General features: G+C 69.8%; 22 protein-coding genes. 11 read left to right on the top strand and 11 right to left on the bottom strand.

Annotation, left to right across the window (positions count from 1 at the left end; all coding sequences use genetic code 11):
• Positions 1 to 57 precede the first annotated feature (57 nt).
• Positions 58 to 1,011: a YafY family protein gene (locus DL990_RS33750; protein ID WP_125801144.1), complete on the top strand. Its 954-nt coding sequence runs from the start codon at positions 58 to 60 to the stop codon at positions 1,009 to 1,011.
• On the opposite strand, the gene DL990_RS33745 is transcribed toward DL990_RS33750, so the two are convergent.
• Positions 990 to 1,928, bottom strand: a complete 939-nt coding sequence (locus tag DL990_RS33745; RefSeq protein ID WP_125787841.1) for an AraC family transcriptional regulator — start codon at positions 1,926 to 1,928, stop codon at positions 990 to 992. The two genes, DL990_RS33750 and DL990_RS33745, sit on opposite strands and share 22 nt — an antisense overlap.
• Before the next feature lie 81 nt (positions 1,929 to 2,009).
• On the opposite strand from DL990_RS33745, the gene DL990_RS33740 reads away from it, so the two are divergent.
• Positions 2,010 to 2,837, top strand: coding sequence for an NmrA family transcriptional regulator (locus DL990_RS33740; RefSeq protein WP_125801143.1), 828 nt, complete (start codon positions 2,010 to 2,012; stop codon positions 2,835 to 2,837).
• A 32-nt stretch (positions 2,838 to 2,869) separates the two neighbouring features.
• Positions 2,870 to 3,361 (top strand): DUF1772 domain-containing protein, encoded by a 492-nt coding sequence (locus DL990_RS33735; protein ID WP_125787843.1) that lies wholly within the window; start codon positions 2,870 to 2,872, stop codon positions 3,359 to 3,361.
• Between the two features lie 85 nt (positions 3,362 to 3,446).
• Here DL990_RS33735 and DL990_RS33730 read toward each other — a convergent pair whose 3' ends face one another.
• From DL990_RS33730 to DL990_RS33720, 3 genes are all read right to left on the bottom strand, one after another.
• Positions 3,447 to 4,220, bottom strand: coding sequence for an alpha/beta fold hydrolase (locus tag DL990_RS33730; RefSeq protein ID WP_125801142.1), 774 nt, complete (start codon positions 4,218 to 4,220; stop codon positions 3,447 to 3,449).
• Positions 4,221 to 4,294: 74 nt separating this feature from the next.
• Positions 4,295 to 5,521 carry an RNA polymerase sigma factor gene (locus DL990_RS33725; protein WP_125801141.1) on the bottom strand — a complete coding sequence of 409 codons (1,227 nt, stop codon included), beginning with the start codon at positions 5,519 to 5,521 and terminating at the stop codon, positions 4,295 to 4,297.
• Positions 5,518 to 6,651 (bottom strand): glycosyltransferase, encoded by a 1,134-nt coding sequence (locus DL990_RS33720; protein WP_125801140.1) that lies wholly within the window; start codon positions 6,649 to 6,651, stop codon positions 5,518 to 5,520. The genes DL990_RS33725 and DL990_RS33720 overlap by 4 nt, the downstream gene beginning before the upstream one ends.
• Positions 6,652 to 6,735: 84 nt before the next feature.
• On the opposite strand from DL990_RS33720, the gene DL990_RS33715 reads away from it, so the two are divergent.
• The 5 genes from DL990_RS33715 to DL990_RS33695 are packed head-to-tail and all read left to right on the top strand — an operon-like array spanning position 6,736 to position 10,300.
• On the top strand, positions 6,736 to 7,773 hold the full coding sequence (locus tag DL990_RS33715; protein ID WP_125801139.1) for a hypothetical protein: 1,038 nt from the start codon (positions 6,736 to 6,738) through the stop codon (positions 7,771 to 7,773).
• Positions 7,774 to 7,811: 38 nt separating this feature from the next.
• Positions 7,812 to 8,099, top strand: a complete 288-nt coding sequence (locus DL990_RS33710) for a hypothetical protein (RefSeq protein ID WP_125787848.1) — start codon at positions 7,812 to 7,814, stop codon at positions 8,097 to 8,099.
• Positions 8,096 to 9,496 carry a WXG100 family type VII secretion target gene (locus DL990_RS33705; RefSeq protein WP_125801138.1) on the top strand — a complete coding sequence of 467 codons (1,401 nt, stop codon included), beginning with the start codon at positions 8,096 to 8,098 and terminating at the stop codon, positions 9,494 to 9,496. The genes DL990_RS33710 and DL990_RS33705 overlap by 4 nt, the downstream gene beginning before the upstream one ends.
• Positions 9,480 to 10,037, top strand: a complete 558-nt coding sequence (locus tag DL990_RS33700; RefSeq protein ID WP_125801137.1) for a hypothetical protein — start codon at positions 9,480 to 9,482, stop codon at positions 10,035 to 10,037. Before DL990_RS33705 ends, DL990_RS33700 begins: the two co-directional genes overlap by 17 nt.
• A gap of 23 nt (positions 10,038 to 10,060) precedes the next feature.
• The gene (locus tag DL990_RS33695) at positions 10,061 to 10,300 is read left to right on the top strand and encodes a hypothetical protein (RefSeq protein ID WP_125801136.1); all 240 of its coding nucleotides are present in this window, start codon (positions 10,061 to 10,063) and stop codon (positions 10,298 to 10,300) included.
• Between the two features lie 493 nt (positions 10,301 to 10,793).
• Here the strand turns inward: DL990_RS33695 and DL990_RS33685 are convergent, their stop codons facing one another.
• A complete protein-coding gene (locus DL990_RS33685) occupies positions 10,794 to 11,588 on the bottom strand; it encodes a TetR/AcrR family transcriptional regulator (RefSeq protein ID WP_125801134.1) in 795 nt (264 codons plus the stop codon).
• 68 nt (positions 11,589 to 11,656) lie between these two features.
• Between DL990_RS33685 and DL990_RS33680 the strand changes: the two genes are divergently transcribed.
• Complete coding sequence (locus DL990_RS33680; protein WP_125801133.1) at positions 11,657 to 14,374, top strand: DEAD/DEAH box helicase; 2,718 nt, start codon at positions 11,657 to 11,659, stop codon at positions 14,372 to 14,374.
• Positions 14,371 to 15,531 carry an SWIM zinc finger family protein gene (locus DL990_RS33675; protein ID WP_125801132.1) on the top strand — a complete coding sequence of 387 codons (1,161 nt, stop codon included), beginning with the start codon at positions 14,371 to 14,373 and terminating at the stop codon, positions 15,529 to 15,531. The genes DL990_RS33680 and DL990_RS33675 overlap by 4 nt, the downstream gene beginning before the upstream one ends.
• On the opposite strand, the gene DL990_RS33670 is transcribed toward DL990_RS33675, so the two are convergent.
• Complete coding sequence (locus DL990_RS33670) at positions 15,468 to 16,115, bottom strand: DUF4865 family protein (protein ID WP_125801131.1); 648 nt, start codon at positions 16,113 to 16,115, stop codon at positions 15,468 to 15,470. The genes DL990_RS33675 and DL990_RS33670 overlap by 64 nt on opposite strands.
• A 31-nt stretch (positions 16,116 to 16,146) precedes the next feature.
• On the opposite strand from DL990_RS33670, the gene DL990_RS33665 reads away from it, so the two are divergent.
• Entirely contained in the window at positions 16,147 to 16,896 is a 750-nt protein-coding gene (locus DL990_RS33665) for a nucleotidyltransferase domain-containing protein (RefSeq protein WP_125801130.1), read from the top strand.
• Here DL990_RS33665 and DL990_RS33660 read toward each other — a convergent pair.
• The 5 genes from DL990_RS33660 to DL990_RS33640 form a co-directional block, all read right to left on the bottom strand.
• On the bottom strand, positions 16,883 to 17,314 hold the full coding sequence (locus tag DL990_RS33660) for a hypothetical protein (protein ID WP_125787857.1): 432 nt from the start codon (positions 17,312 to 17,314) through the stop codon (positions 16,883 to 16,885). The genes DL990_RS33665 and DL990_RS33660 overlap by 14 nt on opposite strands.
• A gap of 395 nt (positions 17,315 to 17,709) precedes the next feature.
• Positions 17,710 to 19,329 (bottom strand): acyl-CoA dehydrogenase family protein, encoded by a 1,620-nt coding sequence (locus DL990_RS33655; protein WP_125801129.1) that lies wholly within the window; start codon positions 19,327 to 19,329, stop codon positions 17,710 to 17,712.
• Complete coding sequence (locus DL990_RS33650; RefSeq protein WP_125801128.1) at positions 19,313 to 19,918, bottom strand: TetR/AcrR family transcriptional regulator; 606 nt, start codon at positions 19,916 to 19,918, stop codon at positions 19,313 to 19,315. Before DL990_RS33650 ends, DL990_RS33655 begins: the two co-directional genes overlap by 17 nt.
• Before the next feature lie 32 nt (positions 19,919 to 19,950).
• On the bottom strand, positions 19,951 to 20,409 hold the full coding sequence (locus tag DL990_RS33645; RefSeq protein WP_125801127.1) for a peroxiredoxin: 459 nt from the start codon (positions 20,407 to 20,409) through the stop codon (positions 19,951 to 19,953).
• Positions 20,410 to 20,429: 20 nt separating this feature from the next.
• Positions 20,430 to 20,963, bottom strand: coding sequence for an RNA polymerase sigma factor (locus DL990_RS33640; RefSeq protein ID WP_125787861.1), 534 nt, complete (start codon positions 20,961 to 20,963; stop codon positions 20,430 to 20,432).
• Positions 20,964 to 20,981 lie beyond the last annotated feature (18 nt).

The raw sequence follows: 20,981 nt of genomic DNA, 5'->3' as shown, positions 1-20,981 counted from the left end.
GCCGCGGTGCGCCGAAAGTGTTCACGAGGTGAGCGGTTTGCCTGCGAGACTGGGCCCATGCGTGCCGATCGCCTGGTGGCCACCCTCCTGCTGATGCAGGCCCGCGGCCGCGTCACGGCTTCCGAACTGGCGGCCGAACTCGAAATCTCGGTCGCCACCGCCCGGCGTGACCTCGAAGCGCTGTCCGCGGCCGGCGTGCCGGTGTATCCGCAACCCGGCCGGGGCGGTGGCTGGTCGCTGATCGGCGGCGCGCGGACCGACCTCAGTGGACTGTCCGCGTCGGAGGCGCAGGCGTTGTTCCTGCTCGCTGGTCCGGCCGCGTCGATCTCGCCCGAGGTCAAATCCGCGCTGCGGAAGCTGGTCCGGGCCTTGCCCGACACGTTCCGCGCCGACGCGCAGGCCGCCGCGGACGCCGTCGTCATCGACCCGTCCCGGTGGGGCGAGCGCGAGAAGGAACGACCCGAACTGCTCACCCTGCTGCAGGCCGGGATCGTCCGGCGTCGCAAAGTCCGGTTCGGCTACGCGAAAAAGGGCGCGGATCCGGTCGAGCGGGTCGTCGATCCGTGGGGGCTCGTGGACAAGGACGACATCTGGTACCTCATTGCGGGTACCGACAAGGGCCAGCGCACCTTTCGCGTCGACCGCATGTCCGACGCCGAGGTCAGCGACCTGCCCGCCGGGCGTCCGGACGACTTCGAGCTTTCCCGGGCATGGGAGCAGATCGTCGACCGGGTCGAGCAACGGCGTTCGGGACTGGACGCGACCGTGCTCATCGCCGAGCGGCATCTGCCGATCCTCCAGGACCACTTCGGACGGCAGGCACACGTCGAGGAGACGCTCGACGACGGGCGCGTGCGGGTGACGGTGTCGGCGCCGGTGGCGTGGATGATCGCCCAGCAGCTCGCGGGCTGGGGCTCGATGATCGAGGTACTGGGACCGCCGTCGGTCCAGGAGGAACTCGTGCGGATCGGCGCGGAACTGGTCGAGCGCTACGCGGCCCCGGTGCGGTAACCCTGCGGGCTGACCCCGTGTTCGCGTTTGAACGCGGTGCTGAGCGCGAACGAACTGCCGTAGCCGACCTGCCGGGCGACCGCGCCGATCGTGACGTCGGGGTGCTGGCGCAGGAGGTCCGCGGCGAGCGCGATCCGCCAGCTCGCGAGGTAGGTCATCGGCGGTTCGCCCACGGCGGCGGTGAACCGGCGGGCGAACGCGGCGCGGGAAACTCCGGTGTCGGCGGCGAGACTCGCCACGGTCCACGGTTCGGAAGGCTTGTGCTGCAGCAGTTTCAGCGCACGCCCGACGACGGGGTCGCTGTGCGCGCGATACCAGGCGGGCGCAGCGGCGCCGGGCCGGTCGAACCAGGTCCGCAGCGCGGCGACCAGGAGCAGATCGAGCACCCGGTCCAGGACGGCTTCCTGACCAGGCGTGTCCTTGACGATCTCCCCGGCGAGCAGCGGCACGAGCGGGTTCTCCCATTCCTCGTCCCGCACGACCAGCAAGGACGGCAGCGCGTTGAGGAGCCGTTTGCTGATCTCGCCTTCCAGTGGATAGGTGCCGGTGAGCAGCACGACAGGACCGTCCGGATCGCTGCCCCAGGTGCGGACGCCGAGATCGGACAGCTCGGTCAGGTGCTGTCCGTCCGGGGCCAGGCATTCCTGTCCCGGCAGGATCATCGCCTGTGGCGGCGTTGCCGGGTCGTCCGCGACGAGATACGGGTCCGGACCGCGGGCGATGGCGATGTCGCCGGTGCCGAGGCGGACGGCTTCGCCGTGATCGGGAACGACCCAGGAGTCGCCGCGAACCTGCGCCATCACCGTCAGCGGTGCCTCGTCCTCGACGCGCAGCGACCACGGCGGGGTCATGACGGACTTCAGCAGGAAAGCGCCGCGGGCACGGGGTCCGTCGAGTAGACCAGCGAGGGGATCCATGCCGGGAAGTGTAGACGATAAAACATGGAACAGAGCCTCTGAACTATGTTCCGTCTCATCTTGAGCCGCTTGACTAAGTGCATGACAGAGACGAAGAACAACGAGACGGTCCTGGTCCTCGGCGCTACCGGCAAGACCGGGAGCCGCGTGGCGCAGCGGCTGACCGAGCAGGGGATCGAGGTCCGGAAGGCCTCGCGGCCGACCTTCGACTGGGACGACCGATCGACCTGGACCGCCGCGGTCACCGGAATCGGCGCGGCCTACCTCACCTACTACCCCGACCTCGCCTTCCCCGGTGCCGCCGAGGCGATCCGCGACTTCTCGAAGCTGGCGGTGGATCACGGCGTCCGGCGGCTGGTCCTGCTGTCCGGCCGCGGCGAAGAGGAAGCCGTGGTCAGCGAACAGGGTGTGCGGGACTCCGGTGCCGAGTGGACGGTCGTGCGGTCCAGCTGGTTCGCGCAGAACTTCAGCGAGCACTTCCTGCTGGAACCGGTGCTCGCCGGCGAGATCGTGCTCCCCGCGGGGCAGGTGACCGAACCGTTCATCGACGTCGAGGACATCGTCGACGTCGTCGTGGCGGCGCTGACCACCGACGGACACGGCGGCCAGGTGTACGAGCTGACGGGGCCCCGGTTGCTGGGTTTCGCGGACGCGGCGGCGGAAATCGGCAAGGCTTCGGGGCGAGACGTCCAGTACATTCCGGTTTCCGCCGCGGAGTTCGCCGCGGGAGCGGCCGAGCAGGGCGTGCCGGAGGAGGAGATCGAAGGCCTGACCGACCTGTTCACCCGAGTCCTCGACGGCCGCAACGAGTCACTCACCGGCGATGTCGAGAAGGTGCTGGGCAGGCCCGCGAGGGACTTCTCCGACTACGCCGCGAAAGCCGCGGCCACCGGGATCTGGAATCGATGAGAAGAGCGGGAATCGGAAGGGAGGCGACAGGAATGGCGACGCTGAGCGAGATCGTCCTGATCGCGGCCGTCATCACGGCGGGGTTGATCGCGGGCTTGTTCTACGCCTACACGTGCTCGGTCATGCCGGGGCTCGCGCGGGCCGACGCCCGGACGTACGTGACCGGGATGCGGGAGATCAACGTCGCGATCCTCAACGGCTGGTTCGCGCTGAGTTTCGGCGGTGCGCCACTGCTCGCCGCGGTGGCGGCGGCGCTGCACTTCCGGTCGGAACTGCGGTCCGCGCTGCCATGGATCATCGCGGGATTCGTCCTGCTGCTGGTGATGCTGATCGTGACCATGGCGCTCAACGTGCCGCTGAACAACGCGCTCGAAGCCGGTTACGACGGCGACAACACCGACTTCGAGGCGTTGCGGGCCAAGTTCGAGGGCGTCTGGGAACGATGGAACCTGGTCCGGACCTTGGCCGCGATCGGTGGCTTCGGTGCTCTGGTCGGCGGGCTTATCGTGCACGTCCGCGCCTGATCCGCTGCCACACACGCGCTATGAAAGGTCCTTTCCTGGCAAATTTTGCAAGGAAAGGACCTTTCATAGCACTTGGGACCGACGCTCAGACGCCGAGGATCTCCCGGAGCAGCGGAGCGAACGCGGCGGCCTCCGCGGCGAAACCACCATGGTCACCGGGGAAGTAGGCCGGTTCCACCCCGAGACGGCCGGCGGCGAGCACCGCGGCCTCGTGTGCGGGCTGCCCGGCCGATTCCTTGCCGACACCGACGACGATCCGGGTCCCCGACGCCTTCAGCGCCGCGTAGTCCGGGGTGAAGTCCCCGATCATCTTCATCAGGTGCACGACGAAGAACTCCATGTTCTTCCGCATCTCCGGCGGGAGGGCCTCCCCGCCCGCCTCGAAACCGGCATCGGCCATGAACTTCCCCATCGCCGCCTCGATGCCGTGCTCGCGGTGGATGTGCAGCAGCTCGTCGGGATCGATGTCGGGCTGCTCGGCCAGCAGGCTCGTCAGCGGCGGTTCGTGCGCCACAAGCGTCCGCACCCGCCCGGGATGGTGGGTGACGAGCTCGAACGCCTGCATGCAACCGCCGCTGGACGCGAAGATCATCGCGGGTTGCTCGCTCACGCTGTCGAGCAGGCGCAGCACGTCGTCGGCGTGGACCTCGATGCGTTGCTGCTCGTCGGGATCGTCGAGGGTGCTGTGGGAGATCCCCCGCGGGTCGTAGGTGATCACCGTGTAGTGCTCCGCGAGCAGGCCGGCGATCGGCGTGAACATGGCGGAATCCGCTGCGCCACCCGGAATGCACAACAGCGTGGGGCCGCTGCCGGTGACGGTGTGGTGGAGCCGGGCGCCGGGGACGTCGAGAACGGCCATGAGGTGGCCCCTTCCTCTTTCGGGACTTGTCGCCCCACCGACGAACGGCGTCGCCCGGGACAGACACCCCGGAGTCAGGAGATTTCGGCGAGTTTTCCCGAGAGATAGGCGCGCTCGGCGTCGGTGACGGCGAGCGCGAGTGCCTCGCGGTAGGCGACGGCGGCTTCCCCGAACCGGTCCAGACGCCGGAGCAGATCCGCGCGGGTCGCGGGAAGCAGGTGGTAGCCAGGGAGACTGCCGGTGAGCTTCTCGACCAGTTCGAGTCCGGCCTCCGGCCCTTCGGCCATCGCGACGGCCACCGCCCGGTTCAGCTCGACGACCGGCGAGGGCACGAAACGCGCCAGTTCCCGGTAGAGGCCCGCGATCTGCGCCCAGTCGGTGTCGGAGGCGCGGGCCGCCGTCGCGTGACAGGCGGCGATGGCGGCCTGGATCTGATATTGCCCCGGGACGCCGCGGCGGAGCGCGGTTTCCAGCAGTTCGGTGCCCTCGGCGATCTCGGTGGAGTTCCAGCGGCCGCGGTCCTGGTCTTCGAGCGAGACGAGGGTGCCGTCATCGTCGACCCGCGTGGCCCGGCGGGCATCGTGCAGGAGCAGCAAGGCCAGCAGGCCGAGGACCTCCGGCTCGCCGGGCATCAGACCGGCAAGGAGCCGAGCGAGCCGGATCGCCTCCGCGGACAGGTCGGGCCGCAGCAGATCGGTGCCGGCGCTGGCCGAGTAGCCCTCGTTGAACAGCAGGTACAGCATCCCCAGCACCGCGGCCGTGCGTTCGGGCAGCAGCTCCGCGGGCGGGACCCGGTACGGGATGCCCGCGGTGCGGATCTTCCGTTTCACCCGGACCAGGCGCTGCGACATCGTCGCCTCGGAGACCAGGAAGGCGCGGGCGATCTCGGCGGTGGTGAGCCCGGCCAGGGTCCGCAACGCGAGCGCGACCTGGCCCTCCATCGGCAGCGCGGGGTGGCAGCAGGTGAAGATCAGCCGGAGCCTGTCGTCGTGGACACCGCTCTCGTCCCGTTCCGGCTCCGGGGTCGCGTTCAGTTCGGCGGCTTCGCGCAGTTTCTCGGCGCCGACCGCCTCTCGCCGGATCCGGTCGGTGGCCCGGTGACGTGCCGCCGTGGTCAGCCAGGCGCCGGGTTTCGCCGGGACACCGTCGCGGGGCCAGGTGCGCAACGCGAGCGCGAACGCCTCCTGGGCACATTCCTCGGCCAGATCCCAGTCGCCGGTGACCCGGATCAGGGTGGCGATCACCTGCCCCGACTCTTCACGGAACGCCCGGGTGATCGCGGCGTCGAGGTCGGTGGTCACCGGAGCAGCCCTTCCAACAGCGGAACGGCCTTCTCCGGCGGCGGGTACGCGGTGACCTCGTCCCGCAACCGCGTGGCCGTGACCCGATAGGACGGTTCCCTCAGCACCGTGGTCACGGCGTCGCGGATGTCCTCCGGCGTCGCGGCGATGACGTCGAGGACCGTGCCGAGCCCGAGTTCGGTGACACGGTCGGCGTTGTGGGGCTGGTCGGCGCCCATCGGCAGCACCACCATCGGGAGCCCGTGGGCGATCGCGCCCAGCAGGCTGCCCGAGCCGCCGTGGGTGAGCGCCGCGTCGCAGTACGGGAGGATGTCGTCCTGCGGCAGGTACTTCGCGAGATGGATATGCTCCGGCTGGCGGCCGAATTCGGCGGGATCGATGAGGTTCCCGACGGTCACCACACACGTCGCCTCGACCTCCCGCAGCCCGGCCAGCGCCCGGGCGAACAGGTCGCCGGATTCGGTGTTGAAGATCGTGCCGAGGGTGAAGTAGAGCGCCGGGCGGCTCTCGACGTGCCAGTCCGGCGCCGGACCACGACCGGGAACGGGACTGTGGAAGGGCTGTGCGGTCGGGGGGAGCGGGAACCGGGGATCGCGGAAACTCGCGGGGACCGGTGAGAGCACGAGATGGCGGTAGGCCATTTCGAGGTTCCACTGCGGGGAAAGCCCGTGGGCGGCCCGGACCTCGTTGAGCGCGTCGTCGACAAGGTCGGGTCGGATGAGGGCGCCCGCCGCCATGATCAGGACGGTCGCGTGGGGGAGACCGAGCTTCTCGGCGGCGATCATCGCACCGTGATCGGCTTCGTCGCAGACGAGCAGATCCGGTGCCCAGTCCGCGCAGAGCGCCTGGACGTCGGCGGCCCGAAGGGGTGCGGCGCGGCGGACGAAACCGTCGCGCAGGTCGGCGTCCTCACGGTCCCTGTCGACGGGGAGCAACGGGCGGCGGGAGCCGTCGCTGCCGAAGTTCGGGCCCGACGGGAACGCGGTGAAACCGGCCGCCTCGACGATCGGGACCATCAAAGGCTCGCCGGTGAACGCGATCGTGTGGCCCGCGTCGGCGAGCGCGCGGGCGATCGGCAGGAGCGGCCGGAAGTGGCCGTTGCCGCCGACGAAGGTGAACAGGGCACGCATGCGGTCGACCCTAATCGGCGGGATCAACTGTTTTCCCGGCGTTGCCTCGCTTCCCGCCCCGCGGGGCAGCGCTACCCTGCTGCGGTGATCGATACGGACGCCGACGAGGTCCGGCTGTGCGCGCTGGAAGGCTGCGAGAACCCTCTGCCCCCGCCCGCGGTGGACGCCGAAGGGAAACGCAAGGGCGGCAGGCCCTCCGCCTACTGCAGTAAGACGCACGCCGACGCCGCGTCGCGCGCCCGGCGGGCGGCCGCGGTGGCGAGCGTGGCCGACCCGCTGCTCGAGGTCCGCCGGATCGCCGACGAGTTCACCCCTGCCGCGGCGTCACTCGTGGAACTGCTGGACGCGATGCGCTCGCGGTTCGACAACGCCGCCGAGGCGGCCCTGGGGCGGGTCACCGAAGCCGAAACCGACGCGGCCACGGCCCGCCGCGAGGCCGAAGACGCGCAGCAGGCGGCGGCGAAGGCCGACACGGCGCGCGCGACCGCGCTGGCCGCGTCCCGGGACGACAAGATGGCCAAGGCCAAAGCGGAACGCGCCGCCGAACAGGCCATGAAGGACGCGGAGGAGACCCGCCAGCGTTCATGGACCGAGGTCGCCGCTCACGAACGCGCCCGGGGCGCCGCGGAAGCCGCGACCGTGGCGGCCGAACGCGCCCGCGACGCGCTGGTCTCCGATCTCCGGACGCTGCGCGAGGACTTCGCGGCCGTCCGGGCGGAGAAAACCCGGCTGACAGCCGAGCTCGGCGAGCGGGACACGGCGCTGGCGCGGGCGGTGGCCGAACTCGAATCCTTGCTGGACCGGCTCGACGAGGCGAAGGCCAGGGCAACGGTGTCCGAAAAGGACTGTGCCGCCGCCCGCGAGGAATCCGCCGCTCTGCGTGGAGATCTGGACCGCACCCGCGCCGAGCTCGCCCAGGAACACACGGCCCGCAGCCTCGCCGAAGCCCGGGCGACGGCCCTCGCCGAGGAACTCGATCGTGCACAGGCCCGTGCCGCCGCGGATCAGACGCGATACGACGACGTCGTACGTCAGCTGGCCGAACTCGCCCGGCCTCCGGTCGTCGAAGAAGCGGCCACCCCTTCGCTCGAATCGCCTGTGGAGGCGTCCGAGCTCAAGTAGAGTCCCGCTGACCTATCCAGGGTTGGGGGCCACGGGCTGTGAGCGGATACGAGGTCGAGATCGGTCAGCTGCGGACTGCGGCCAAGGCGGCGGGATCCGCCGCGGACCAGGCCAGGGCCGTGGAACCGGGCAGCGGCCTGGACGCGATCGCGACGGCATTGCCAGGTGGCGAGGCCGCGAAGAACGCGCCAACGCTGGCGTCGACGTTCACCGAGCGCGCGAAGGGATGGGCCGGCGAAATCGACCGCTGGAGCGAATCGATCACGACGGCCGCGAACACGTACTCCGAGAACGAGAAGTCGGCGGAGGAGGCTTTCGGGAGATGACGGTCGGCTACGACGACGTCCGCAAATGGGACGCAGATGCGCTCGAGGCGACAGCCACCAACCTGAGTGGGCGGCGGGACAAACTCATCGGGCTGCAGGACGAACTCGACGACGCCAGGAAACTGCCCGATTGGCACGGCCCCGCCGGCGAGCGCGCACGCGGTTCGCTGGGCGATACGCGGAACAAGGCCGAGATCCTGATCGCGGGACTGTCCGCCGTCGAAAATGCCCTGCAGAACGCGTCGGACGAGGTGTCCGCGCTCAAGACCAGGGTCGCAAACAACGACTCCCTCGCCGGCACCTACCAGTTCCGCATCGCCGCCGACGGCGCGATCGTGGACGACAAGCCCGCCGACCCGCCGCCGAAGTCCCGGTTCGAGGCCGAAGAGTACGCCGAGGCCCGACGGCACCGCGAGACCATCAGGAAGCAGCTGGAGCAGGAAACCAAGGCGATCCTCACGGCGGCGAACAACATCGACGCAGCCCTCGCCAGAGTGATGCGACTCGCGCAGGACGGCGAGATCAGCGATCACGGAGCGACCACCCTGGCCGGGGCCAAAAAGGGCGGGGAGATCGACGCCAAAGTGGTCGAGATGGAGCAGTCCCTGCGCGAAGCAGGTCTGCTGAGCGGGCCGCCCGCGTCCGGCCACTACCGGCAGTGGCTCGAGAACGCCGTACGCCGGGGCGTCTCGATCGACACCATCAAGAAGATCGCCGACGAACACGACATCACGCCCGAGGATTTCAAGGTCCTCGACGGCATGGAAGAGATCCGCGAGGACGAGGACGGCGACGGGACCTTCAAGTCGTACTTCCTGATGCCGACCGACATCTCCGGGGACGACGCCGCCAAGGCGGTGCGGATGACCTACATCATGAACGCGGGCACCGACTACGGCACCGAAGGCGAGAAGACCGACTTCGCGCCGACCCCGTACGGATCCGAGGAACTGCGGCGGATCACCGACCGGCAACGGGAGAACTCCTGGAGCTACGACGACGACGTGGGCTTCGTGCACGGCAACGGCGGACGGCTGGCGACCACCCCGAACGGCATGATGATGGGCCTCGGCGGGAACCTCATCCAGGACCAGTTCAGTCAGCAAGGCGGAACCGCCTGGGGCGACACGTTCATGCTGAACATCGACGACCCGAAGGATCCGGCACAGCAACTCCGAGAGGTCGCGAAGTCGGGCCACGCCTGGTACGAGGGCGACAACGGCGCGTCCCAGGGCTCGCTCGACTTGGACCGATTGCTGCACCACGAGGAGCGCCACTCCCAGCAATGGGCGCGCGAAGGCTATGCCGGCTTCCTCGCCTCCTACGTGTGGGAGCAGGTCACCGGCGGCAACGAAACCGAGGAAGACGCGGGACTCTCCGATGGCGGATATCACTAGGGGTTCGCGCGTCGCCTGCGCCGCCCTGCTCGTGCTGGCGGTGACCGCGGCGTGCGACACCAAGGCACAGTTCGCGCCGTCGCTGCCGCCGGAGGCCGGGTTCCGCGTGGAGAGCGGCGTCCTGAAACTGTGGACTGGCACGCCGTGCGAGGGTGTCACCGGCCTGAGGCTGACGTTCGACTCCGGCACCCAGGCGAGCACGGAACAGGTGTGGGCCGCGCCGCGGCCGGGAGTACGGGTAGAGCACCTGGACCTGCTGAAAACCGGCGGGGAATCCCCCCAGGACACCGGTGGCCCGCTCCAGGTGCGGACGCCGCTGCCCGCGGGGTACGACTGGACCAAGGCGGGCTCGGTCAGCGTCGCTGTCGACGGCCCGAAAGCGAACGGCGCCAAGGCCGACATCGCCCAGGTGCTGCGCGAGTCGGCCCAGCATCCGTCCGGGAGCTTCCTGTTCGGCCGGAGCGGCTGGATGGACGCGTCGGACGTCCAACGCGAGAACGGAAAGTCGTTCCTGACCGTCTGCACTCCGGACCCGAAGTGACGTCGCGACCAACGGAGCCGAAGATGGGCACGCAGGAAAGTACATCGCGGACGGTGCTCCGGCGCTTGGTGCTCGGCGCGTTCGCCTGCGTCGCCGCGGTGATCGTGCTGCTCGTCGGCCGTGCGGTGCTCAGCGCGACCGGCTTGTCCTCCGATCCGCACGGCTACGGGATGTTCGCGGGAATCCTGTTCACAGCGGTTCTGACCCCGGTCGCGCTGGGGCTGTGGCTGCTGTACCGCTCGCTGCGACGACGCGGCAAGTGACCTTCACGCGCTGAGTGCGGGGTCGCCAGCCAAGGACCTGCGGCGCTTCTTGCGTGATGCCAGGTTTGAAGTACATGAAGGCCCCCTTCCTGTACCTAAGGCGTCAGGGTCCTGGCAAAGTCGCATAACCGCTGAGGGGTAGGGCAGATGTGTCGGGTCGCGGGGTTTCGCTCGCGGCCGTGGGGCACTCAGGTGTCGCGAAAGTGGCTTTCGGACGCATCTCGACCATGGGTTCCGCGAAGGCACCGGCGTAGCGAAGGCCCCCTTCTTCGCTACCGCACCCCTGCCCCCGACGTTGCGAAAGCCACTTTCGCAACCTTCAAGGTTGCCAAAGTGGCTTTCGCAACCTGCCACCTCTGCCTTACCCCTCAATGACCCTCCTAATCACTCACGACCCCGGTCAAAAATCGGATGTACAAGCATCAAAGGGGCACTCAGCTGCCGGATAGGGTCCTTTGTGGGCATTCAGGGCCAGGAAAGCGCCTTCACACGCTCAGGACGGCAGTTCGGCCCCCGAGGTACCGGAGCCGCCGTTCACCAGCTGCTCGACCCCGTCCAGGATCCGCGCCAGTCCGAACCGGAAGGTGTGCAGCGGCGCGCTCGCCGCACCGTGCGTCTCCCCGGCCGCCTGCCCGATCCGTGCCGCGAGCGGGAACAGGCCGGCGTCGGCTTCGGGGATCTCCGCCAGTACGGGCGCGCTGGCCGTCCACCACTCCATGTCGGTCAGCCCGGATCGCTGCACGAGACTCGCCGATTCGACCGAGCCGCGCGCGATGCCCTGGACGAATCCGTTGACCATCGCCACGACGGCGTCCATCTCCAGGTCGGTGAGCCCGATCGCGTCGACGGCCTTGAGTTCGCGTTCGTGTTTGGCGAAGGTGTGCGGGCCGAGGGGGAGACGGCCGGTGGTGAGCTGGAGCATCCATGGATGCCGGTGGTACAGCTCCCAGGCGTCCTCGGCGAGGATCGTCATCGTGACCCGCCAGTCGTGGCTCTCCGGTGGATCGGTCAGTTCGCCGTGGACCCGGTCGATCATCAGGTCGAGCAGTTCGGCGCGGCCGGGGATGTAGGTGTAGATCGTCATGGGGGAGACGCCGAGCCTCTCCGCGCCCCGGCGGACCGACAGCGCGGTGATGCCCTCGGTGTCGGCCAGTTCGATCGCGGCGGTGACGATCTCCTCGACGGTGAGCTTCGGTTTGGGGCCGCGACGGGGTTTCTCGCGCACATCCCAGAGCAGTTCGATGGTCCGCCGTGGATCGCCCGTGCCGGTGTGGTCCGCGTCTGTCATCACGTTCTCTCTACGGTGTACAGAGTTGTGTTATTCTGAACTGTACACCGTACAGAGATTGGGGTTGAGTGGCGTCTCACGACGGTTTCGGCAGTGTTGTGTTCGAACCCAAGAATCCTCCTCGGACCAGCGGATTCGTCTTCTGGAACGCCGACGGGGACACGCCGGGGGCCGGGGAGGTGACAGTCGCCCTCCCCGAGATCGTCACGGTGCCGTGCGTACGGCTCCCGATGACCGAGGCGCTACCCGCGCTGCTGGGGCTTCGTGAGAGCGACGATCCCTCCGCGCGCTTCTGGAGCACAGCGGCCACGGCGGCGTTGAAGCTCGCCGAGGCGGGCAGGCTGCTTCCCGGGCTCACGGAGTCCGATGTGGACGCCTGGCGCGCGGGCCCGCTGGAACCTGCCGACGCCGTTTGGCTGCGCCAGCTTTCCGAAGCGATGCCGGCCCGGGCACGAGCGATCCCGGGCGAGGGAAACCTGCTTCCCGCGCGGTATCCGTTGCTGCGCGCGTTTCTCGATGCCGTGGCCGACACCCTTCCCCGCACGCCCGCGGCCGCGCAGGCAGCGGCCGTCAAGGCGTTCGCCGCGACACCCGCCCACCGTCTCCCGCAGCTGCGGGACTGGGCGGCCGAGGTCGCGGCAGGGCTGGACTCCGGGGTCCGGGTATCGGTGCGGATCGAGGCGCCGGGCGACGACTTCACGACCGGCCGCTTCAGCGGGGTCGTCCAGGTTCACAGTCTCGCCGACCCCGGCGTCCTGATCGACGCCGCCGCGCTGTGGTCGGGTGACGACCGGTTCGGCCCGCGAGCGCGGATCGACGTCATGCTGGCCCTGCGCCGCGCCGCTCAACTGTGGCCACCGCTGGCACCCCTGCTCGGCGCAGCGGTGCCCGATGAGGTCGTGCTCGGCGACACCGACATCACCGAGCTGCTCACCACCGCCGCGCCCCTGCTGGCCACGGCGGGTATCGACGTGCACTGGCCCGCCGGTCTCGTCCGCGACCTGAGCGCGAAGGCCGTCGTCGGCGGCGGTGCCGCGCCGCCGGACGACCTCCCGTCCTTCTTCGCCGGTGGCACGCTGCTGCAGTTCGACTGGCAGCTCGCGCTCGGTGGCGCGCCGCTCACCGCGGCCGAGATGGACGCGCTGGCCGAGGCGCACCGTCCCGTGGTGCGGCTGCGTGATCAGTGGGTGCTGGTCGATCCGGCGCTGGCGGCGAAGGCACGGGACCGTGCCCTGAAACCGCTGACACCGATCGACGCGCTCGGCGCCGCTTTGAGCGGGACGGCCGAGGTCGACGGTGAACGTGTGGACGTCCTCACCGACGGCTGGCTCGCCGCGTTGCGGGAGCGGCTACTCGCGCCGCCCGAACCGCAGGCACCGCCGCGAGGTCTGGCCGCGACCCTGCGCGACTACCAGATGCGCGGCCTGCAGTGGCTCACCGCCATGACGTCGATCGGGCTCGGCGGCTGTCTCGCCGACGACATGGGTCTCGGCAAGACGATCACGCTGATCTCGCTCCACCTGCATCGCGCGGACGGCCCGACCCTGGTCGTGTGCCCGGCCTCGCTGCTGGGGAACTGGGAACGCGAGATCACCCGCTTCGCTCCCGGCGTCCCGGTGCGCAGGTTCCACGGCACCGAACGCTCGCTCGAAGAACTCGGGAACGGCTTCGTGCTCACGACCTACGGCACCCTGCGCGTCGACCCGGAACCCCTTGGCGGTGTCCAGTGGGGATTGCTGGTCGCCGACGAGGCCCAGCACGTCAAGAATCACCGCTCCGGCACAGCGAAGGCGTTGCGGACGCTGACGTCGTCGGCGCGGGTGGCGCTGACGGGCACGCCGGTGGAGAACAACCTCTCCGAACTGTGGGCGATCCTGGACTGGACGACGCCAGGACTGCTCGGCACCATGGCCGACTTCCGCCGTGTGTGGGCGAAACCGGTCGAGTCCGGAAAGGACCCCGAGGCGGCGGAACGGCTGTCCCGGCTGGTCCGCCCGTTCCTGTTGCGACGCCGCAAATCCGATCCGGGGATCGCGCCGGAACTGCCGGCCAAGACCGAGACCGACCGGCCGGTGACGCTCACGGCCGAGCAGGCGGCCCTGTACGAGGCGACGGTGCGCGAACTGATGGCCGACATCGCCGGCAGCGAGGGCATCGCGCGCCGCGGCCGGATCGTCAAGCTGCTCACCGGGCTCAAGCAGATCTGCAACCACCCCGCGCAGTACCTCAAGGAACCGTCGGACGCGGTGCTGGACGGCCGGTCGGGCAAACTCGAACTGCTCGACGAACTGCTGGGCACGATCCTCGCCGAGGACGGCGCGGTGCTGGTGTTCACGCAGTACGTGGCCATGGCGCGGCTGCTGGAACGTCATCTCGCGCAGCGCGGGATCGGCACGCAGCTGCTGCACGGCGGCACGCCGGTGCCCAAACGCGAGGACCTCGTGCGCCGGTTCCAGGCCGGTGAGGTGCCGGTGTTCCTGCTGTCGCTCAAGGCGGCGGGGACCGGGCTCAACCTGACCCGCGCCGATCACGTCGTGCACTACGACCGCTGGTGGAATCCCGCGGTGGAGGATCAGGCGACCGACCGCGCGTACCGGATCGGGCAGACCAGGCCGGTGCAGGTGCACCGGCTCATCGCCGAGGGCACGGTCGAGGACCGGATCGCGGCGATGCTGCGGGAGAAACGCGCGCTCGCCGACGCTGTGCTCGCCGGCGGCGAGGCCGCCCTGACCGAACTGACCGACGCGGAACTGGCCGATCTGGTCGAGCTGAGGAGTCGCCGATGAGTACGCCCGACGATCGCGTCCGCGGCTTCCCCGCCTTCGGGCGACAGGGCGGCCACGGTCAGTTCGCCCGCTCGTGGTGGGGCCGCGCGTGGATCAACGCGATGGAGGACACCGCGCTGGACCTGCGGCAGCTCAAACAGGGCCGCAAGTACGCCGCGGGGGGCCGGGTCGGCCCGATCACGGTCAGTCCTGGCCGGATCGCCGCCGTGGTCGACGACCAGGAAGGCCAGTACCGCACCGAGGTCCGTCTCGCGGAACTGACCGAGGACGAATGGGACCGGTTCCTCGACCGGGTCGCCTCCCGTGCCGGGCATCTCGCCGCGCTGCTGGACCGGGACATGCCGCACGACCTCGTCGAGGCCGCCGACGACGCCGGGGTGCATCTCCTGCCCGGCATCGGCGACCTGGACCCGGACTGCGACTGCCCCGGCTGGGAGCTGCCGTGCCGCCATGCCGCGGCGCTGTCGTTCCAGGCATCGTGGCTGCTCGACGCGGATCCCTTCGTGCTGCTGCTGATGCGGGGCAAGGGGGAGCGGGAGCTGCTCGACGAGCTCCAGCGGCGCAACGCGCCCCGGTTCGTGCGCACGGGGGACGACGGCGTCCCGGCAGAGCGGGCCTACGCCGACGAGCCGGGCCCCTTGCCGGACCTTGCCGCGTTCGTTCCCGCCGGTGGCCCGACCGTGCCCGGCGCGCCCGATATCCCGTCGGAGACCTTCGCCCTGCTGGTCGCCAACGCGGGACAGGCGGCCGGTGCGCTGCTGACGTCACAGCCGAAGCTCACCCGCAAACAGGACGCCGTCCGCCTCGCCGCCACTCGCCCGGAGGTCGCCGACAGGCTGCGCCCGGCCGAGAACGGTGAGGACTTCGACCGCGCGGTGCTCGCCTGGTGGCACGGTGGCCGGGCCGGTCTCGAGGTGCTGGAGACCGTGTGGACACCGCCGTCGCAGGCGATCGGCCGCGCGCGGGCCGCGTTCACCGAGGTGGTGGACGATCCCGGCGATGGCCTGGACGTCGAGCGCAACCACTGCACCGTCCACGGAACCGGGGTGCAGGTGCGGTTGGGCAAGGACGGGCTCTGGTATCCGTACCGGGATCAGTGGCCCGCCGGCCCGCCCGAAGCCGACCCAGGCGCGCTGTTCGCCGCACTGCTCGGCTGATCCCACTGCCGTCCTCGCCGCAGCTCGGCCAGCTGCGGCGAGGACAGGTGGAGGATCCGGTACCGGACCTCGTCCGACTCCGGAGCCTCGCCGGCCCACAGGCTGTAGCGGACCACCTGCCAGGTCCGCGGATCGACGGCCAGCGCGCCCGAATGCGCGCCGTCCTGGCGTAGATGCTCGCGCAGCCCGTCGAGAGCCTCGCCGAGGAACACGACCGGGTCGGTCTCCGCCGGGATCGTCACGACGTGCTTCCCCGCCGCGACGGGAGGAGCACCGAACGCGGGCCCCTCCTCGAAGCCGAGCACGGTCCAGTGCTGCACGGCGGGACGCCCGAATGATTCGACGATGCCGCTGAACGGGCCGCCGAACAGGAACGCGTTCATCCCGGCCTCGTCGTGCCACAGGTAGAACGGCGAGTACTGGTTCAGCGTCGAGCCGTCGACGCCGCGTTCACGGATCCCGTAGACCTTCAGCCCGAGGCCGCCGAAGTCGTCCAGCAGATGCCCGCGCGTGGCGACGCGCTCGCGGATGATGCCCATGTCGTAGTCGCCTGGGAGGGTGATTTCGTACTGCATCGCATGCATGGCGTACATACTAGTAGGTACAGGAGTATTGATGTTCGACATCGAGGAACGCACCCGAGTGCGTGACGAACTGATCGCCGCGGCCCGCCGTGACGTGGACATCGTCGGCGCCGCTCTTGTCGGGTCGACTGCTCGCGGCACCGAGGATCGCTGGTCGGACCTCGATCTCGTCCTCCAGCTCGCCGACGACGTGGACGAACCCGCGGTGGTCGCGCGGTGGACTCGATCGCTCGACGACAGGTTCGGGGTCGCCGACACTCTCGACGTGATCTCGCGCGAGGGCGTGCGCTATCGGGTGTTCCTGCTCGACTCGTCGCTCCAGGTGGACCTGTCGTTCTGGCCCCGCGATCAGTTCCGCGCCACCGAAGACGGCTTCCGGCTCGTCTTCGGCCAAGCCAACGAGCCGACGAGCTCGTCAGGTCCCAGCAGTGCGCAGGCCATCGGAATGGCCTGGCTCTATGCGATCCACGCCCGCTCGGCGATCGCCCGCGGGCGATCGTGGCAAGCCGTCATGATGCTCGACGAGCTTCGCGACCAGATCATCACCTTGCTGTGCCTGCGGTACGGCTTGAATCCCTGGCATGGCCGTGAGGTCGACCGTTTGCCGGCCCACGCGCTGGAGGCGTTGAGTGCCGGCCGGGCGACGTCGGTCGGCTCGACGGAACTCGAACGGTCTCGGCAGGTCCTGGTTCGGCATTACCTGACCGTCGTCGAACATCACGATGCCGAGCGTGCGGCCGCCCTTCGTCGCGCGCTCGAAGAGCCTGTCACCTCTTGCTGAGCCGGATGATCCCCTCGCCGCCCTGCACAGCGACGACGGCGATCACCTGCCGGTTGATCTGATGGACCATCCCCGCGGGCCCGGACACCGCTCCGCCCATCCCGCCGGACGCGGGGGCGAGACCCACCTTCCCGGCCTGGACCGCGACCGAAAGCGGACCGGCGCCGCCGTCGTTGGGGATCTGGTCACCGGTCCGCACCAGGACCTCGCACTCCCCGTCGGAGCAGGCCTTCAGATCCCGTCCGTCCGCCGCGACGAACGGCGTGCCGGACGGGGCCGCCGCCTCCATCATCGGCCCACTCCCGGCGGAAGGATCCGAACTCGCCGCGGCGAAGATCGGCGTCGGCTCGGCCGTCGCGCAACCGGAGGCGAGCAGCACCACGGGGACCAGGAACAGGCATCTTCGGCGATCGACCATGACCGACGAACGTAGCCGACGGGCGAGCGTCTGGATGCACCCGAATTCCGCAATCCTGCGGCTGTTCGCAGTGCTCGGCGCCGGTCCGACCGGGGGAACCCACCGGACCGGCGCAGCACGTGGTCATGCGGGCACCGAGAGTCCGGAACCTCGGCGAGTAATGACGGCATCCGGCTGCGGTTGACGCCAGGCCGGTCCGTGAAGGCCTCCTTCCCTAGGTACAGGAAGGGGGCCTTCATGTACCTAGGCGGGCAAGGGCTGGTGCCGAGCCGGTCAAGGAGGTGTCAAGCTACCGTGACGGCCCGCCACCTTCTTGACCAGCGGGTACGCGACTTCGACGGCCCCGCCGTCAGGGTGGGGAAGGAGCCCTCACGGACTTCTCTGCTCTCGGCCGCTCAGACGTCGGCGCGGGCGATGATCGCCTTGGTGTCCACACCGGACGGAAGCGTCCCGAACGCGACTCCCCAGTCGCCGCCCAGCCGCGATGCGCAGAACGCGTCGGCCACCGCCGGCGTCCCGTGCCGCACCAGCAGCGACCCCTGAAGGATCAACGCCATCGACTCGACCAGCCGCCGCGCCCGGTACTCGATGTCCGACAGGTCGGACAGCTCCTTGCGGAGCCTGCCCACCGCGTCGTCCAGCCGCGCGTCGGCGCCGGACGCCTGCTCGACCTCCGCGAAGTACGCCGCCACCGACTCCGGCTGCTTCGCCATCGCCCGCAACGTGTCCAGCGCCGCGACGTTGCCCGAACCCTCCCAGATGGACATGAGCGGAGCCTCGCGGTAGAGCCGCGGCATCCCCGATTCCTCGACGTACCCGTTCCCGCCCAGGCATTCCAACGCCTCCACCGCATGCGACGGACCGCGTTTGCACACCCAGTACTTCGTCACCGCCAGCCCCAGCCGTCGGAACGCCTGCTCGTGCTCGTCGTCGGGCCGGTCGGTGGCCGACGCCAGCCGCATCCCGACCGTCGTCGCCGCCTCGGACTCCACGAGCAGGTCCGCCAGCACGTTGCCCATCAGCGGCTGATCCACCAGATTCGCCCCGAACGCGCGACGATGCCGAGCGTGGTGGACGGCCCGCACGGCGCCGTACCGCATCCCCGACGCGCTCCCGACCGCGCAGTCGAGCCGGGTGTTGTTCACCATCTCGATGATGGTGCGCACCCCGCGGCCCTCCTCGCCGACGAGCCAGCCGATCGCGTCGTCGTACTCGATCTCCGAGGACGCGTTGGACCGGTTGCCCAGCTTGTCCTTCAGCCGCTGCAACCGGATCCCGTTGCGAGTGCCGTCCGGCAGGACACGGGGGAGCAGGAAACACGAGAGGCCACCCGGTGCCTGGGCCAGCGTCAGGAACATGTCCGACATCGGCGCCGAGGTGAACCACTTGTGCCCGACGATCACATAGCTTCCATCACCGAGCGGCCGCGCCGTGGTGGTGTTCGCCCGGACGTCGGAACCGCCCTGCTTCTCCGTCATCGACATCCCGGCGATGAGCCCGCGCTTCGAGCTCGGCTCACGCAGCCCGAAGTCGTATTCCGTCGCCGCCAGCAGCGGTTCGTACCGCTCGGAGAGCTCGGGATTGAACCGCAACGCCGGAACCGCCGCGTACGTCATCGAAATCGGGCACGTGTGCCCCGCGTCGACCTGACCCCAGACGTACATCTTCGCCGCCCGCGCCGCGTGCGCGCCCGGCCGGGAATCCCGCCACGGCGCCGCGTGCAGCCCATGCGACACCGCGACGTCCATCAGCTCATGCCAGTACGGATGGAACTCGACCTCGTCGATCCGGTTCCCGACCCGGTCGTGCGTGCGCAGCACCGGCTCGTTCTCGTTGACCAGCCTGCCCCACTCCTGCGCCTGCTCGCTCCCGGCCAGCCTGCCGAGGGCGTGCACCTCGGCCACCGCCCAGCCCGCGTCCGCCCGCTCCAGCCCCTCCAGCAAGGCCGGATCGGCGGCGACGTCGTAGTCCGCCAGCGGCGGCACCTGATTGGTGACCTCATGAGTGCTCGGCATCGGAACCTCCCAAGGAACGCAGGACGAAAGTGCGCAGCCCGGACACCTCGTCCGCACTGCCGGTGGTCAACGGGCCGATCAGCACCTCGGCGGCCGCCCCGACGAGCGCCGCCGCGGTGACCTCCGCGTCCTGAGCGGGAAGCACCCCGGAGCGGACGCCATCGGCCACGTGCTGGGCCACGATGTCGCGGAAAGCGCGCCGGAACACCAGCCGCTCGGCCTCGATCGGCGCGTCGACGGGCTCGGCCAGCAGCGCGTACGCCATCCGCGGGGTCTTCAACGCCCGGCTCGCGAAGGTGTCGAAGACCGCCACGACCCGCTCGGCTGGCGTGCCAGGCCGATCCGACACCGCGCGCACCGCCTCGACCTCACGCGTGACGACCTTCCGGAACAACTCCACGACCAGCGCGGCCTTCGTGGGGAAGTGGCGGTACACGCTCCCGACCGCCACCCCCGCCCGCTCCGCGACCGCCGACACGGAGCAGCCCGCGTACCCACGCTCGGCCAGCTGCTCCATGGCGGCGGCGACCTCGGCGTCGCGCTGGGCGTCCAGTCGCTCCTGGACCTTCGGTGTACGGCGATACGGCACTCAAGAAGTGAAGCACCGATTCACACCTTCAGTCAATGCACCTTCGCCAGCCCGTCGACGGCCTTGGCGATGCCCTTCTTGTCATAAGCGCTGATGGGCATCGTCGCCGCATGCGCATGACGGACCACACCCTCCCGGTCGATCAGCACGCTGCCCGACTGCTGCAGCATCTTCTTCGACAGCCCGAAGGCCTCATGCGGTGTGGTGCCCCGGCCGCTGACCACCCGCAGCGACAACCCCCGCTTCGTCCGCCACGCCTTGGCCTCCTCCCGCCCCTCCGGGACGGCGATCAAAATCCGCACGTCCGCGGCCGCGAAGTCGGCGGCACGCCCCACAAGGTCCTTCACATGGCCGTTGCAGACCGGGCAAGTGGTCGAGCGCATGAAGTACAGCAGCACGTTCTCCTTGCCGCGGAACTCCGAAAGCCGGACAACCTGCCCGGTGGTGTCTTCCAAGGCGAGGTCAGGGACCACGGAACCGATTTCGAGCATGAAAACTCCTCAAAAGAAGATCAGGAAACGGGGTTGTCGAGAACCGAACGGACCGTCGCCCGCGCACGGTGCAGCCGGGACTTCATCGCGGCCGTGCTCAACCCAAGCGCGTCGGCGACCGCCCGGCCCGGATGGCCCTGGATGTCCCGCATGATCAAGACGCGACGCTGATCGGCGGGCAACCCGGCGATCGCCGCGGCCACCCGCTGCGCCTCCAGCCGATCCAACGCGTCGTCCTCCGCCGAGATCACCGCGACGGAACCCGCCAGATCGTCACCGCGCAACGCCCGACGGGCCCGGCGGAGACACTCGTTGCGCACGATCCGGAACATCCACGACGCGAGCGCACCGGTGGCCCGCAGCGTGCCGATCTTGCGATACAGGATGATCAGCGCCTCCTGCGCCGAATCCTCCGCATCCTCCGGCGAAGCACACAACGACCGCGCGAACCGCTGCACATGCGGATGGGAACCCGATACCAAGGCGGCGATGGCGGACGCGTCCCCACCCTGCGCCGCCACGATCAAGGACTCCCTCGGCCACTCGGCCTCCACGACAACCTCCTCCTCCCG

Origin of the sequence: Amycolatopsis sp. WAC 01416 (genome assembly GCF_003947485.1) — a bacterium.
Lineage (GTDB): Bacteria > Actinomycetota > Actinomycetes > Mycobacteriales > Pseudonocardiaceae > Amycolatopsis.
Note: the sequence above shows the minus strand (reverse complement) of the source record. Positions and strands in the feature narration are given on the sequence as shown.